This window comes from Neisseria sicca VK64 (genome assembly GCF_000260655.1).
GTDB classification, from domain to species: domain Bacteria; phylum Pseudomonadota; class Gammaproteobacteria; order Burkholderiales; family Neisseriaceae; genus Neisseria; species Neisseria sicca_B.
Genome location: NZ_AJMT01000145.1, coordinates 1 through 14,892, shown reverse-complemented (window position 1 = coordinate 14,892; position 14,892 = coordinate 1). Strand labels below are relative to the sequence as shown.

Genomic DNA, 14,892 nt, shown 5'->3' with positions numbered 1-14,892 from the left:
CCTCGATAAAAGCTGTGCCAAGGCACAATCCAGCGTTTCCACGCTGGCGGTTTTGAGCGTTTTGGCAGGCGGATACATCGGCTTCGGTTATCTTGCCTATTTGAAAGTGGTCAGCGGCATTCCGCACGAATGGGGCGGCTTGGCGACTTTACTCGGCGCGGCAATGTTCCCCATCGCCTTGATCTGCATCCTGCTCGGCGGCGGCGAGCTGGTAACGAGCAATATGATGATTATGTCTTTGGGACGTTTGGCAGGGCGAATTTCCACAAAAATGCTGCTGCGCAACTGGGTTGTCGTGTGTCTGGGCAATTTGGCGGGAACGCTGGCGATGGCGTTTTTCCTCGGACACTACGTCGGCATGACCGAAGGCAGCGTGGCGGAAAAAACGATTGCGGTGGCGGAAGCCAAAGTCCATATGGATTTCGGCAGGGCTTTCGTCTCGGCGGTCGCGTGTAACTGGATGGTGTGTATGGGCGCATGGCTGCACTTTGCCGCCAAACATACGGCAGGGCGGATGTTGGCGATTTGGTTTCCCGTGATGATTTTCGTGTTAAACGGTTTCCAACACCTTGTCGCCAATATGTTCGTCATCCCCGCCGGTATTTTGGCGGGCGCAGATATTACATGGGGGCAGTTTTTCTTCAACATGATTCCCGTGTTTTTAGGCAATGTCTTAGGCGGCGCATCGTTTGTCGGCGCGTCGTACCTTTATACTTATAAAGATACGCTGAAAGATTGTGCCGAATAATCTATAGTGGATTAAATTTAAATCAGGACAAGGCGACGAAGCCGCAGACAGTACAGATAGTACGACAAGGCGAGGCAACGCCGTACTGGTTTAAAGTTAATTCACTATACATTTGAGCATACAAAACCTGCTTTAAAAAGCAGGTTTTGCCGTTTCAGACGACCCCTGCGACGATTTCCGACATAGTCCGTCTGATATAATGCCGCCTCAAAATAATCAGATACATGAAACACATGACTCAAGCCTCCCTCCCGCCCCGCCGCCTTTCCGTCGCCCCCATGCTCGACTGGACGGACCGCCACTACCGCTACCTCGCCCGCCAGATTACCCGCAACACATGGCTTTACAGCGAAATGGTCAATTCCGGCGCCATCGTCTATGGCGACAAAGACCGCTTTTTGATGTTCAACGAAGGCGAGCAGCCCGTTGCCCTGCAACTGGGCGGCAGCGACCCGTCCGATTTGGCGAAAGCGGCCAAAGCCGCCGAAGAATACGGCTACAACGAGGTCAACCTCAACTGCGGCTGCCCCAGCCCGCGCGTACAGAAAGGCTCGTTCGGCGCGTGTCTGATGAACGAAGTCATGCTGGTTGCCGACTGCCTCAACGCCATGCAGGACGCGGTCGGCATCCCCGTTACCGTCAAACACCGCATCGGCGTCGACAGACAAACCGAATACCAAACCGTCGCCGATTTCGTCGGCACGCTGCGCGACAAAACCGCCTGCAAAACCTTCATCGTCCACGCCCGCAACGCATGGCTGGACGGACTGTCCCCCAAAGAAAACCGCGACGTTCCGCCGTTGAAATACGATTACGTTTACCGCTTGAAAAAAGAGTTTCCCGAGCTGGAAATCATCATCAACGGCGGCATCACCACCAACGAAGCAATCGCCGGACACCTGCAACACGTTGACGGCGTAATGGTCGGCCGCGAGGCGTATCACAACCCGATGGTCATGCACGAATGGGACAGGCTGTTTTACGGCGATACCCGCAGCCCGATTGAATACGCCGATTTGGTGCAGCGCCTCTACACATACAGCCAAGCCCAAATCCAAGCCGGACGCGGCACAATCTTGCGCCATATCGTCCGCCACAGCCTCGGGCTGATGCACGGCCTGAAAAACGCCCGCACCTGGCGGCGTATGCTTTCTGACGCGACGCTGTTGAAAGACAACGACGGCAGCCTGATTCTCGAAGCGTGGAAAGAGGTCGAGCGGGCGAACGTATGGGAATGGCGCGGGTAAGTTGATTTTCGATTGCCGCTGTCCGGCAGCTGAAAATCGCCTCTTCTCCGCAAAAATGAGAGGTCGTCTGAAAACAGAACAGGTTTTCAGATGACCTCTCTTTAGCCCATATGACACAATCGGCCCAGTCTATTATAGTGGATTAAATTTAAATCAGGACAAGGCGACGAAGCCGCAGACAGTACAGATAGTACGGAACCGATTCACTTGGTGCTTCAGCACCTTAGAGAATCGTTCTCTTTGAGCTAAGGCGAGGCAACACCGTACTGGTTTAAAGTTAATCCACTATAAAATTCCCGTTTCAGACGACCTTTAAGAAAGAAAATTATGTATCACGCATTCGGCGGCGCGGCAGGCGTCCGCAACCTGACCGACCGCTTTTACGACCTGATGGAACTCGAGCCGCAATACCGCGCCCTGCGCCAAATGCACGGCGAAGACATGACGCTGATTCGCGAAAAACTCTACGAATTTTTCAGCGGCTGGCTCGGCGGCCCGCCCTTGTTCGAGCAGAAATACGGCCATCCCATGCTGCGGGCGCGGCACATGCCCTTTGCCGTGAATATGCAAGTGCGCGACGAATGGGTCGCCTGTTTCGCCCAAGCCATGAACGAATTGGAAATCGGCAAAGACCTCGCCGAGCCCGTCCTTATCCGCATTTTTGCGATGGCGGATTGGATGCGCAACCAAAACGAAGAAGGCGTAGAACCGCCCATGCCGCCGATGGCGGTCGATCCCACAATCCGCATTCCCGAGCTGAAAAACGTCTTAAAGCAATACAGCGTGGACGGTTATTTTAGGGAATTTGCAGACTAAGGTTCATCTGAAAATGCCGATATCGATTAATGAATACAAGAGAGTATGTAATGAAAAAATGGTTAGGAAAGATCGCAATTGTTTTGTTTGGATTAGGGCATATGGCTAATGCAAGTAACATCCCAAATTTTGCAGAAACAGAACTAGAGGCAAAACAAGGCAATGCTGCATCGCAATTTAATTTAGGTTTGATGTATTACTCAGGGAAAGGAGCGCCCAAAGATTATAAACAGGCAGAACATTGGTTCCGTAGAGCAGCAGAGCAAGGGGACGTGGATGCGCAGACCAATCTAGGAGGGTTGTATTATCAGGGAAAGGGTGTTGTCCAAGATTATAAGAAAGCTAAATATTGGTTTCAAAAAGCTGCTGCACAAGGCTTTGCTAAAGCCCAATATGATTTAGGATTAATCTATTTTTTGGGTAAGGGTATAGAGCAAGATTACGGGCAAGCAGCTCAATGGTATGAAAAGGCAGCAAAACAAGGATATCTTGATGCTCAATATGATTTAGCCATTATGTATGATAACGGATTAGGTGTCGGTAAAGCACCTGAGAAGGCGTTCCAATGGTATCGAAAGGCGGCGGAGCAGGGAGATAATCAAGCACAATATACCGTAGCTACAAGATATATGCATGGTTTAGGCGTGCAAAAAGATTTTAAACAGGCGGTGCTATGGCTACATCGTGCAGCAGATCAAGAAAATATCAAAGCTCAATTAGATCTTGGCGTGGCTTACAGCCATGGATTCGGTGTTCGTCAAGATGATAAGCAGGCACTGTATTGGTATCGCAAGGCAGCAGAACAGGGAAATGCAGAAGCTCAATATAATTTGGGTTTGATGTATGAAGAAGGACAAGGTGTATCCGAAAATCGAAAAGTTGCCAAAGAGTGGTACAAGAAGGCCTGTGATAATGGATTACAAGATGGTTGCAATGACTACCGACAGTTGAATAACGAAGGACATTAAACCTTTCTCAAAGGTCGTCTGAAACACATAGATAAACCCAAAAACATTCTGAATAAAAAAGGATTTTGAGATGAACACCTTATTGAAAAACATGATGCTTGCCTTGCTGTCTTTGGGCATGGGGCAGGCAGCTTGGGCGGATGATATTCCTGATTTTAGGGGAACCCTTCAAGCGGCGGAACGGGGAAATGTGAAAGCTCAAAATAATTTGGGTGTAATGTATGAAAAAGGGCTGGGCGTCCATCAAGACTATACACAGGCAATGAAGTGGTATCGTAAGGCGGCAGAACAAGGGGCTGCCACAGCCCAATATAATTTGGGATTGCTGTATGCCAACGACTCCAGTAACCATCAAGACTACGCACAGGCGGCAGAATGGTATCGCAAGGCTGCGGAACAAGGGCATCCCTCTGCTCAAAATAATTTGGGTGCAATGTATGCCAATGGGCAAGGAGTCCGTCAAGATTACTTACAGGCAATGGAGTGGTATCACAAGTCGGCAAAACAAGGGTATGCTCCGGCCCAAAATAATTTGGGTGTAATGTATGAAAAAGGACAAGGTGTTCGTCAAGACTATGCACGAGCAGTGGAATGGTTTCTCAAAGCAGCGGAACAAGGGACGGCTACCGCCCAATTTAATTTGGGTTTAATGTATGAAACAGGACGAGGCGTCCGCCAAGACTATGCACAGGCAGCGGGGTGGTTTCGCAAGGCTGCGGAACAAGGGGATGCCTATGCCCAACATAATTTGGCGCTTATGTACGCGTTTGGTCGAGGCGTCCCCCAAAATTATACAATTGCCAAAGAATGGCTTGGCAAGGCTTGTACCAATGGAGATCAGCAAAGTTGTGACGCTTACCGTACATTGGATTAAGTAGGATAATGAAACCTTTCCCAAAGGTCGTCTGAAGTACATAGACAAACCCAAAAACATTCTAAATAAAAAAGGATTTTGAGATGAACACCGTATTGAAAAAAATGATGGTTGCTTTGCTGGCTTTGGGCATAGGGCAAGCAGCTTGGGCTGATAATGTGCCGGATTTTAAGAAAACGCTTCAAGCTGCAGAACAAGGATTTGCAGCTGCCCAATATAATTTGGGTGTGATGTACGACAATGGGCAAGGAGTCCGTCAAGACGATGCACAGGCAGTGCAGTGGTATCGCAAGGCTGCAGAACAAGGGCATGCTAAAGCCCAATATAATTTGGGTGTGGCGTATATCAACGGACAGGGAGTCCGTCAAGACGATGCACAGGCGGTGCAGTGGTTTGGCAAGGCTGCAGAACAAGGATATGCTAAAGCCCAATATAATTTGGGTGTGATGTATGACAAAGGTGAAGGAGTTCGTCAAGATCATGCACAGGCGGTGCAGTGGTATCGCAAGGCTGCAGAACAAGGGGATGCTCCAGCCCAATATAATTTGGGTGTGATGTATGCCAACGGACAGGGAGTCCGTCAGGACGATGCACAGGCAGTGCAGTGGTATCGCAAGGCGGCGGGACAAGGTCATGCCAAAGCCCAATATAATTTGGGTGGGATGTATGCCAATGGGAAAGGAGTCCTTCAAAACCTTGTACAGGCAGAGCAGTGGTATCGTAAGGCTGCAGAACAAGGGATTGCGGAAGCCCAATATAATTTGGGTGTGATGTACGACAATGGGCAAGGTGTTCGTCAGAACTATAAGATTGCCAAAGAGTGGTTTGGTAAGGCTTGTGATAATGGAATACAGCTAGGTTGCGATGCTTACCGAGAATTGAATCAGGCAGGATATTGAATCTTTATCCCAAGGTCGTCTGAAATACATATACAAACCCAAAAACCTTCTGAATAAAAACAGGATTTTGAGATGAACACCTTATTGAAAAACATGATGCTTGCCTTGCTGTCTTTGGGCATAGTGCAAGCAGTTTGGGCGGATGATGTTCCTGACTTGCAGAAAACCTTGCAATCGGCGAGACAGGGGAATGCCGCTGCCCAATTCAATTTGGGTTTAATGTATGATAAAGGGCAGGGCGGCGTTCGCCAAGACCATGCCGAAGCGTTCAAATGGTATAGCCAAGCGGCGAAACAGGGATTTGTCCTGGCCCAATACAATTTGGGTGTGATGTATGATAGGGGGCTGGGCGTGCGTAAAGATTACGCACAGGCAGTCAAATGGTACCGCCAAGCGGCACAACAGGGATTTGCCCAAGCCCAATATAATTTAGGTGTGATGTATTACGACGGGCTGGGCGTACGCAAAGATTATTCACAGGCGGCCAAATGGATGCGCCAAACGGCACAACAGGGCAATGCCAGAGCCCAATACAATTTGGGTGTGATGTATGCCGAAGGGCAGGGGGTTCGCCAAAATCTGAAAGTTGCCAAAGAGTGGTTCGGTATGGCATGTAATAACGGCAATCAGTCAGGCTGTGAAAATTACCGCCGTTTGCAATCGGGTTATTGAACGGTTTATGAAATACCGTCTGAAAAAACTTAGGACAAAACCAAAATGACTTTCCAAAACAAAAAAATCCTCGTCGCCGGACTCGGCGGCACGGGTATTTCCATGATTGCCTACCTGCGCAAAAACGGCGCGGAGGTTGCCGCGTATGATGCGGAGCTGAAACCGGAGCGCGTGTCGCAAATCGGTAAGATGTTTGAAGGGCTAGTGTTTTATACGGGTCGTCTGAAAGATGCGCTCTCCAACGGTTTCGATATTTTGGCACTCAGCCCCGGCATCAGCGAGCGGCAGCCTGATATTGATGTGTTCAAGCAAAACGGTGGGCGCGTGTTGGGCGACATCGAATTGCTGGCAGACATTGTGAACCGCCGCGGCGACAAGGTGATTGCGATTACCGGCAGCAACGGTAAAACTACGGTAACGAGCCTGGTCGGCTATCTCTGCATCAAGTGCGGGCTGGATACCGTCATCGCGGGCAATATCGGCACGCCGGTTTTGGAGGCGGAATTGCAGCGCGAAGGCAAAAAGGCGGACGTGTGGGTGTTGGAGCTTTCCAGCTTCCAACTGGAAAACACCGAAAGCCTGCGCCCGACTGCGGCGACGGTGCTGAATATTTCCGAAGACCATCTCGACCGCTACGACGACTTGCTCGACTACGCGCATACCAAAGCCAAGATTTTCCGTGGCGATGGCGTGCAGGTTTTAAATTCAGACGACGTGTTCTGCCGCGCGATGAAACGGGCAGGGCGTGAAGTGAAATGGTTTTCGTTGGAACACGAAGCCGATTTTTGGTTGGAACGCGAAACGGGTCGTCTGAAACAAGGTAATGAAGATTTGATTGCCACGCAAGACATCCCGCTGCAAGGCTTGCATAACGCCGCCAACGTCATGGCTGCCGTCGCCTTGTGCGAAGCTGTCGGTTTACCGCGTGAAGCATTGCTCGAACACGTCAAAACCTTCCAAGGTCTGCCGCACCGCGTGGAAAAAATCGGCGAGAAAAACGGCGTGGTATTCATCGACGACAGCAAAGGCACGAATGTCGGCGCGACCGCCGCCGCGATTGCCGGTTTGCAAAATCCGCTCTTCGTGATTTTGGGCGGCATGGGCAAAGGGCAGGATTTCACGCCCCTGCGCGATGCGCTTGCCGGTAAGGCAAAAGGCGTGTTCCTGATCGGCGTCGATGCGCCGCAAATCCGCCGCGATTTGGACGGCTGCGGTCTGAATATGACCGACTGCGCCACTTTGGAAGAAGCGGTTCAGACGGCATACGCCCAAGCCGAAGCGGGCGATATCGTGCTGCTCAGCCCCGCCTGCGCGAGCTTCGATATGTTCAAAGGCTATGCGCACCGTTCGGAAGTATTTATCGAGGCGTTTAAGGCTTTATGAGGCCGTCTGAAACATGAAAAGAGGGTTGAAAATCAGTTTGGCGGCGGTTTTGCTTTTGGCAGTCGCTGCCGGAGTGCTTTGGTATTCCAAGCCAAGCAGTCCCGAGTCGACCGTTGCAACATCAGGAGAAAACGCAGGAGAACCCGCCGTTTCAGCGCCGATCGAAACGCCGCTTCCCGAAGATGCCGTTATCGACAGGTTGGTCGTGCATAAAAGCAAGCGCACCATGTCGGCGTACTCGCAAGGCAAGTTGCTGAAAACCTATCCCATTGCGCTAGGCAAGCAGCCCGTCGGGCATAAACACTTTGAAGGCGACGGTAAAACGCCCGAAGGGAAATACCGCATCAACGATCGCAATCCCAACAGCGCATACCACAAAAATCTAGGCGTTTCTTACCCTAACGAAACCGACAAAGCCTACGCGGCGGCACAAGGCAAAAGTCCGGGCGGGCTGATTAAAATCCACGGCATCAAAAACGGCTGGGGTTCCATCGGCAAAAGGCATCTGCAAAGAGACTGGACCGACGGCTGCATCGCGGTAACGGACGAGGAAATCGACGAACTCTACCGCAGCGTAAAACACAACGCGGAAATTGAGATTCTGCCGTAAACCTTGTGCTCCATTGCCTCAAAGGTCGTCTGAAAACGTCAAGGCGGTTTCAGACGACCTTTTTACAGCAACGGCAAACTTGTTCTTTGCCTTTATCCGGTGTGACTGTTTCTTAAAATTTGTCTATGCGGGCAAGCGGCGAGGAGGCGGGCAGACATGCCTGACCGATAAACGTGTGTTGATCAATCCGAAAGGAAAACCCATGAATTTTCAAGACTACATCCGTTACGATGCCGTCGGTTTGGCAGAGCTGATCCGTAAAAAAGAAGTCTCCGCCGATGAAGTGTTGCAGGCTGCTTTAAACCGCTTGGACGAAGTCAATCCCAAGCTCAATCTGTTGGCGCACGATTTGCGCGAACGCGCGGCGGCGTGGCAGGGGTCGTCTGAAAATGCCGATACGCCGCTGGCGGGCGTACCGTTTTTGCTCAAAGACTTGCTGGCGGATTGGGAAGGCGCGCCGACATGGTCGGGTTCACGTATGATGCAGCATTACATTGCCAAACAAAACAGCGATTTGACCCAAGCCTATCTCGATGCGGGGCTGCGCGTGTTCGGCAAAACCACTACGCCCGAATGGGGCGCGTATCCCGTTACTGAAACCGAAATTTACGGCATCACGCGCAATCCGTGGCATTTGGATTACACCGCGGGCGGCAGCAGCGGAGGTGCGGCGGCGGCAGTGGCTTCGGGCGTCGTACCCGCAGCGCACGGCAGCGATGGTGGCGGCTCCATTCGCTTACCCGCGCACAACTGCGGCGTGTTCGGGCTGAAACCCACGCGCGGCCGCAGCAGTTACGCGCCGAACGCATCGGAGGCGTGGCAAGGTTTGGTATGCGATCATGTGTTGACCCGCAGTGTGCGCGATAGCGCGGTTTTACTGGACATCGCCGCCCAAACCCAAGAGCGCGCCCTGTATACCTGCCCGCCACCGCCCGAAAACGGTTTTGCAGACAGCCTGAAACAAGAAACAGGTCGTCTGAAAATCGCTTTTTGGAAACAGACATGGTTTGGCGGCGGCAACGACGAAGGCACGGAAGCCGCGTTCGCCCATAGTTTGAAACTGATGCAAGACGCGGGACACGAATTGGAAGAAGCCACGCCCGATTTTGCACCGCCCGAACAGCTCAACCGCGCCGCCCGCGTCATCGTCATGGGCGAAACGGCAAAACTGTTCTACCAATATCAATACGAAACCGGACAAAAACTGCCGCACCGCCTGCTTGAGCCGACAACGTGGGCAATGATTGTGCAGGGGCGGCAAATCAGCGCGGGCGAAATGGCATGGGCGCGCGACGTGATGCTGGCGCAGGAACGTGCCGCCAAAGCATTTTTTACGCGCTACGATGTGTTGATGACGCCCGTCTGCCCGCGCACCACGCCGAAAATCGGCGAGCTGATGCCGCCGCCCGCCGCACAAAAAGCCATGCGCCTGCTGTTCGGCACGCTGCGCTTGGGTTTCCTGTTGAAAAACAACCCGTTTTTAGAAAAAGAAGCCGCCGCCGCGCTGCAATACGTCGGCTATACATCGCCGCTGAACATGAGCGGCAACCCCGCCATGAGCGTGCCGCTTTACCGGCATAACGGTCTGCCCGTCGGCACCCAGTTCGCCGCCGCACACGGACGCGAAGACACGCTGCTCCGCCTCGCCGCGCAGTTGGAACAGATACAGCCGTGGGCGGAAATACCGCAGTTGGCGTAGGTTTTGCATTGGATAAGAAGCGGTCTGCGCTGACAAAACGGATTGCATCCTCTATATCAAACTGAAGGAATTTTGCCTTGTCTTTCTACCAACGCTATCTGAACGGCGAATACAGCCAAGTTTATGCCGACATCGCCCGACTGCGGCAAAAAGCCTTTCAACCCGAAGCAGCAGCGGAAATCGACCGCTTGCTTACCGAAACCTTTCGGCGTGTGCTGCACAACGCGAATATCGTTGCAGAGACCTTGCCGCAGTTCGGCTATCGGTTCAACCGATGGCGCGATAACGTGATTACGCCGCCCCTGCCCGATGCGGACGAATATATCCGCCGCCTTGTCCAAGCTGTGCAGCCTGTCGGGTTCATTCCCCTTTCGCTGCAATACTTCTACCGGATTGTCGGCGAAATCAACTTTATCTGGGACTATGACGAATATCCTGAAATTGTGTGGGAATATGCCGACCCTTTGTGTGTGTACGGCATAGATTTTGTTTTGGAAGAAGTGGAAAACGAAGACAACGAGTGGCTGGAATGTACCCGAGAATTGCTTGCGGAAAACCCAAAATGCCCGATTGGTTTGACATTTTCGCCCGATGATTACCACAAAGACAATGTAAGCGGCGGCAATGCTTATGAAATCGCATTAAGCACCAAGCCAAGTGTGGATGGTAAAGTGCTGTACGCCCCGCAAAATACACAATTTATCGCGTATCTGCGCCACATTTTCGCCAACGGCGGCTTTGGCAGCGAAGTGGATGTGCCCGAATTCCAAGACTATCTGCAAACCGTATTGCCCAAATTGCTGCCGTTTTAAAGGCAGCCCATAAGGTCGTCTGAAAACATCAAAACGTTTTCAGACGACCTTTTTTGGTATCAAAGGGTAGGGGAGGGCGCAAAGAACGCCGGAATCCGACTGTCTTTAAAGAATCCGAATTGTTGCTTTGCCAAGAAACCTTTAGAATGACGTTTTTCTGATTCACGCTATTTTTTCAGACGACCTTCGATGTCCCGATTAGGCGGAGGGTCGTCTGAAACGCTTTGTTCTGGTTGTTTCGGGGCGGATTTTTCCGTCTGCCCCCATACGGATGTTTTTCATGATTAGTCTTTCCAAACTTCTCGACCGCCCGATTTCTTTGGACGGTCGGAAATTCGATGTGTCACTGTTGTGGATGGTTATTTTGATGACCGCCTTCAGCCTGGTGATGATTTATTCTGCGTCGATTGCCTATGCCGCGTCCGAAGGCGGCAATCAGTTTTCTTTTGTCAGCAAGCAGGCGATGTTTGTCGGTGCGAGCGTATTGGGCTGCCTCGGGCTGTCGCTGTTGAGCATGAGTTTTTGGCGGAAAATCATTCCGTTTTATTTTGCTTTTTCCGCGATTTTGCTGGTGGTCGTGTTGTTTGTCGGCCGTGAAATCAACGGGGCGACGCGTTGGATACATATCGGACCGCTCAATCTTCAGCCGACCGAGTTGTTCAAGCTGGCGACGGTTCTGTATTTGTCCAGCCTGTTCACGCGGCGCGAGGAAGTTTTGCGCAGTATGGACTCTTTGGGTTTGAAACCGCTGTTTGTCGGTTTGTTCAATGCTTTTATGTGCCCGTTCAGCAAGGAAGCGCGTCAGAAAACTTGGCAGAAGCTGAAGAAGTTTAAAAACATCCTGCTGCCTATCGTGATGATTGCGCTGGGTTTGGTTTTTGTGATGGCGCAACCTGATTTCGGCTCGTTTGTCGTGATTGTGTCGATTACGATGGGTATGCTGTTTTTGGCGGGTTTCCCGTGGAAATATTTTGCCGTCTTGGTACTGAGCGTGCTGGGGGGGATGGGCGTGATGATTTTGGCGGCGCCCTACCGTATGGCGCGCGTGTCGGCATTCTTGGATCCTTGGGGCGACCCTTTGGGCAAAGGTTATCAGTTGACGCATTCGTTGATGGCGATTGCGCGCGGCGAATGGTTCGGTCAGGGCTTGGGCGCGAGTTTGGAAAAACGCTTCTACCTGCCCGAGGCGCATACCGACTTTATCTTTGCCGTCATCGGCGAGGAATTCGGGTTTGTGGGGATGTGTATTTTGGTGTTCTGCTACGGCTGGCTGGTGATGCGCGCATTCTCCATCGGAAAGCAGGCGCGTGATTCGGGACTGACGTTCAGCGCGTATGTCGCCAACGGCATCGGTATTTGGATAGGGATTCAGAGTTTCTTCAATATCGGCGTCAACATCGGTATCCTGCCCACCAAAGGCCTGACTTTGCCGTTGATGTCTTACGGCGGTTCGGCGGTTGCCGTTATGCTGGTGTGCGTTACCTTATTGTTGCGCGTCGATTATGAAAACCGCAAAAAAATGCGCGGTTACCAAGTGGAGTAAATCATGGGCGGTAAAACTTTCATGCTGATGGCGGGCGGTACCGGCGGCCATATTTTTCCTGCGCTGGCGGTGGCGGACTCATTGCGCGCGCGCGGCCATCATGTGATTTGGCTGGGCAGCGAAGGCTCGATGGAAGAACGCATCGTGCCGCAATACGACATCCTGCTCGAAACGCTGGCGATTAAAGGCGTGCGCGGCAACGGCATCAAACGCAAGCTGATGCTGCCGTTTACTTTGTATAAAACCGTCCGCGAAGCGCAGCGGATTATCCGCAAACACCGCGTCGAGTGCGTCATCGGTTTCGGCGGCTTTGTTACCTTCCCCGGCGGCTTGGCGGCGAAGCTGTTGGGCGTGCCGATTGTGATTCACGAGCAAAACGCTGTGGCAGGGTTGTCCAACCGCCAACTGTCGCGTTGGGCGAAGCGGGTGTTGTACGCCTTCCCGAAAGCGTTCAGTCACGAAGGCGGCTTGGTCGGCAACCCTGTCCGCGCCGATATTGCCAACCTGCCCGCGCCTGCCGAACGCTTCCAAGGGCGTGAAGGTCGTCTGAAAATCTTGGTGGTCGGCGGCAGTTTGGGCGCAGACGTTTTGAACAAAACCGTTCCGCAGGCATTGGCTTTGCTGCCCGACGATGCGCGCCCGCAGATGTATCACCAATCGGGTCGGGGCAAGCTGGGCAGCTTGCAGGCGGATTACGACGCGCTGGGTGTGAAAGCCGAATGCGTGGAATTTATTACCGACATGGTGTCCGCCTACCGCGATGCCGATTTGGTGATTTGCCGTGCCGGCGCGCTGACGATTGCCGAGTTGACGGCAGCGGGGCTGGGCGCGCTGTTGGTGCCGTATCCTTACGCCGTCGATGACCATCAAACCGCCAATGCGCGTTTTATGGTGCAGGCGGAGGCGGGGCTGCTGTTGCCGCAAGCCCAGTTGACAGCGGAAAAACTCGCCGAAATCCTCGGCGGCTTAAACCGCGAAAAATGCCTCAAATGGGCGGAGAACGCCCGCACATTGGCACTGCCGCACAGCGCGGACGACGTGGCGGAAGCCGCCATCGCGTGTACGGCATGATGACATGATGTGATGAACGAAACAGGGGTCGTCTGAAAACCAAGAAACGGGTTTCAGACGACCTTTTTGCAACTTGGCAGCCGTATTGTGCGGGAGTATGATGTAAATAGGAATTTCTCTCATTGGAGGCTGCCATGTCCGAAAAAATCTCTCCCGAAACCGTTTCCGCCTTGTCCAGTACCATGCTGATTCCCCTGTGGGCAAAGGCGGTAGAGCAGGGTAGGGCGCAGCCGCTTTTGCGCGATGACGAAGCCGTGCGGATGTTGGACAAGATTGACTACGACTTCGGCAAGTTTGCCAAAGCCAAAGCATCGCAGGTCGGCTGTTGCGGTCGGGCGAAGCTGTTGGACGATATGACCCGGCATTTTATCGCCGAACATCCCGATGCCGTCGTCGTGCAAATCGGCGCAGGGCTGGATGCGCGTTACGAACGCTTGGGCAAACCGCGCATTACCGCCTGGTATGATTTGGATTTGCCGGAAGTGATTGAAGTGCGGCATATGCTGCTGCCCGAGTCGGACAATCATTATCTGGGCGCGTCCATGTTCGACGAAGCGTGGATGAATACCGTCGCCGCGCACGGCAAACCCGTGTTGCTCGTGATCGAGGGCGTGTTGATGTATTTCGAAGAAGCGCAGGTGCAGGGCTTTTTCAAACAGGTTGCCCGCCGTCTGCCGAACGTCCAACTTGCCTTCGACACCATTCCCAAAGCCTACATCGGACAAAGCAAACGCCACGACGCGCTCGGTAAAATGGACAAACCGCCCGAGTTCCGCTGGGCGATAAGCGGAACGGACGACATCCGACGGCTGATACCGGGTGTGGAAATCATCGAAGAAGCGGGCTTGAGCAGCGTCTGCAAACCGCGTTATCCGTGGCTTTTGCGCCTTTTGTATGCGACCGCGTGGGGGCGGCGCAAATTGGATATGCGCTTGATGAGGATACAGATGCCGTCAAGTTGATAAACGAGAGGTCGTCTGAAAACGGTTTTCAGACGACCTTCGGGCTTTGATGGTAAATTTATATCGTCATTTCTGCATAGGTGGGAATGACGAAGCAAACTTGCATAACCTTATAATCATATAGAAAATTTCGATTTTGAATTTCCAACTTCCCGAGAAGCCATCATGGAACCCCAGGAACTCGACACCCTAGACCTCAACGAAGCCCTTGCCGAAATCCTGCAAGCCCACGGCTATGCCTGCCAAATGCAGGGCGAAAAAATCCTGCCCAATTTCGCCGTACCCGTACAACTTGAAACTTGGGCGTTTCCGCGTGAACACGCCAACGGCGCAGTGGTAAGTCGTTTCGATGTCGGCATTACCCTGCCCGACGGGCGCGAACTTTACGAATGCTGCGGCGACATCGGCGAAAATCTGGAAGAAGCCCTTTCACGCAACCTGCAAAGCTTCTGCACCAACAGCCTGCACGTTTTACTGGATACATTCAATCCCAATGAAAACCATTGTCCGCACGAAATTTGGACGGCACGCAATGGCAATCGTTTTCAAGCGATTTTGGGGGACTGGGTAACGAAAAATTTGGTCGAA

At 52.5% G+C, this 14,892-nt stretch carries 15 protein-coding genes; all 15 read left to right on the top strand.

Features of this window, described 5'->3' with window-relative positions; genetic code table 11:
* The coding region (locus HMPREF1051_RS08855) for a formate/nitrite transporter family protein (protein WP_003767347.1) at positions 1–748 on the top strand (748 nt) is incomplete at its 5' end.
* A 233-nt stretch (positions 749–981) separates the two neighbouring features.
* Positions 982–1,995, top strand: coding sequence for a tRNA dihydrouridine(20/20a) synthase DusA (dusA, locus tag HMPREF1051_RS08850; RefSeq protein ID WP_003767341.1), 1,014 nt, complete (start codon positions 982–984; stop codon positions 1,993–1,995).
* A gap of 327 nt (positions 1,996–2,322) precedes the next feature.
* Complete coding sequence (locus HMPREF1051_RS08845; RefSeq protein ID WP_003767335.1) at positions 2,323–2,811, top strand: group II truncated hemoglobin; 489 nt, start codon at positions 2,323–2,325, stop codon at positions 2,809–2,811.
* Positions 2,812–2,861: 50 nt separating this feature from the next.
* A complete protein-coding gene (locus tag HMPREF1051_RS08840; RefSeq protein WP_003767331.1) occupies positions 2,862–3,779 on the top strand; it encodes an SEL1-like repeat protein in 918 nt (305 codons plus the stop codon).
* 70 nt (positions 3,780–3,849) lie between these two features.
* Positions 3,850–4,653, top strand: coding sequence for a tetratricopeptide repeat protein (locus tag HMPREF1051_RS08835; RefSeq protein WP_003767346.1), 804 nt, complete (start codon positions 3,850–3,852; stop codon positions 4,651–4,653).
* A gap of 83 nt (positions 4,654–4,736) precedes the next feature.
* Entirely contained in the window at positions 4,737–5,552 is an 816-nt protein-coding gene (locus tag HMPREF1051_RS08830) for a tetratricopeptide repeat protein (protein WP_003767349.1), read from the top strand.
* 72 nt (positions 5,553–5,624) lie between these two features.
* Positions 5,625–6,224 (top strand): tetratricopeptide repeat protein, encoded by a 600-nt coding sequence (locus HMPREF1051_RS08825; protein ID WP_003767328.1) that lies wholly within the window; start codon positions 5,625–5,627, stop codon positions 6,222–6,224.
* A gap of 45 nt (positions 6,225–6,269) precedes the next feature.
* The gene (gene murD / locus HMPREF1051_RS08820) at positions 6,270–7,607 is read left to right on the top strand and encodes a UDP-N-acetylmuramoyl-L-alanine--D-glutamate ligase (protein WP_003767343.1); all 1,338 of its coding nucleotides are present in this window, start codon (positions 6,270–6,272) and stop codon (positions 7,605–7,607) included.
* A 13-nt stretch (positions 7,608–7,620) separates the two neighbouring features.
* Entirely contained in the window at positions 7,621–8,217 is a 597-nt protein-coding gene (locus tag HMPREF1051_RS08815; RefSeq protein ID WP_036492661.1) for a L,D-transpeptidase family protein, read from the top strand.
* 202 nt (positions 8,218–8,419) lie between these two features.
* Positions 8,420–9,916, top strand: a complete 1,497-nt coding sequence (locus HMPREF1051_RS08810) for an amidase (protein WP_036492658.1) — start codon at positions 8,420–8,422, stop codon at positions 9,914–9,916.
* 77 nt (positions 9,917–9,993) lie between these two features.
* Complete coding sequence (locus HMPREF1051_RS08805; RefSeq protein ID WP_003767351.1) at positions 9,994–10,728, top strand: hypothetical protein; 735 nt, start codon at positions 9,994–9,996, stop codon at positions 10,726–10,728.
* 280 nt (positions 10,729–11,008) lie between these two features.
* On the top strand, positions 11,009–12,271 hold the full coding sequence (locus HMPREF1051_RS08800; RefSeq protein WP_003767333.1) for an FtsW/RodA/SpoVE family cell cycle protein: 1,263 nt from the start codon (positions 11,009–11,011) through the stop codon (positions 12,269–12,271).
* Positions 12,272–12,274: 3 nt separating this feature from the next.
* Positions 12,275–13,342, top strand: coding sequence for an undecaprenyldiphospho-muramoylpentapeptide beta-N-acetylglucosaminyltransferase (gene murG / locus HMPREF1051_RS08795; protein ID WP_003757245.1), 1,068 nt, complete (start codon positions 12,275–12,277; stop codon positions 13,340–13,342).
* A gap of 134 nt (positions 13,343–13,476) precedes the next feature.
* Complete coding sequence (locus tag HMPREF1051_RS08790; RefSeq protein ID WP_003767337.1) at positions 13,477–14,304, top strand: class I SAM-dependent methyltransferase; 828 nt, start codon at positions 13,477–13,479, stop codon at positions 14,302–14,304.
* Between the two features lie 165 nt (positions 14,305–14,469).
* The coding region (locus HMPREF1051_RS08785) for a DUF6348 family protein (RefSeq protein WP_003767334.1) at positions 14,470–14,892 on the top strand (423 nt) is incomplete at its 3' end.

Bases quoted from the DNA above. Each gene is read 5' to 3' on its own strand.
- dusA (WP_003767341.1), top strand. From the start codon at position 982: ATGACTCAAGCCTCCCTCCCGCCCCGCCGCCTTTCCGTCGCCCCCATG.
- HMPREF1051_RS08845 (WP_003767335.1), top strand. From the start codon at position 2,323: ATGTATCACGCATTCGGCGGCGCGGCAGGCGTCCGCAACCTGACCGAC.
- HMPREF1051_RS08840 (WP_003767331.1), top strand. From the start codon at position 2,862: ATGAAAAAATGGTTAGGAAAGATCGCAATTGTTTTGTTTGGATTAGGG.
- HMPREF1051_RS08835 (WP_003767346.1), top strand. From the start codon at position 3,850: ATGAACACCTTATTGAAAAACATGATGCTTGCCTTGCTGTCTTTGGGC.
- HMPREF1051_RS08830 (WP_003767349.1), top strand. From the start codon at position 4,737: ATGAACACCGTATTGAAAAAAATGATGGTTGCTTTGCTGGCTTTGGGC.
- HMPREF1051_RS08825 (WP_003767328.1), top strand. From the start codon at position 5,625: ATGAACACCTTATTGAAAAACATGATGCTTGCCTTGCTGTCTTTGGGC.
- murD (WP_003767343.1), top strand. From the start codon at position 6,270: ATGACTTTCCAAAACAAAAAAATCCTCGTCGCCGGACTCGGCGGCACG.
- HMPREF1051_RS08815 (WP_036492661.1), top strand. From the start codon at position 7,621: ATGAAAAGAGGGTTGAAAATCAGTTTGGCGGCGGTTTTGCTTTTGGCA.
- HMPREF1051_RS08810 (WP_036492658.1), top strand. From the start codon at position 8,420: ATGAATTTTCAAGACTACATCCGTTACGATGCCGTCGGTTTGGCAGAG.
- HMPREF1051_RS08800 (WP_003767333.1), top strand. From the start codon at position 11,009: ATGATTAGTCTTTCCAAACTTCTCGACCGCCCGATTTCTTTGGACGGT.
- murG (WP_003757245.1), top strand. From the start codon at position 12,275: ATGGGCGGTAAAACTTTCATGCTGATGGCGGGCGGTACCGGCGGCCAT.
- HMPREF1051_RS08790 (WP_003767337.1), top strand. From the start codon at position 13,477: ATGTCCGAAAAAATCTCTCCCGAAACCGTTTCCGCCTTGTCCAGTACC.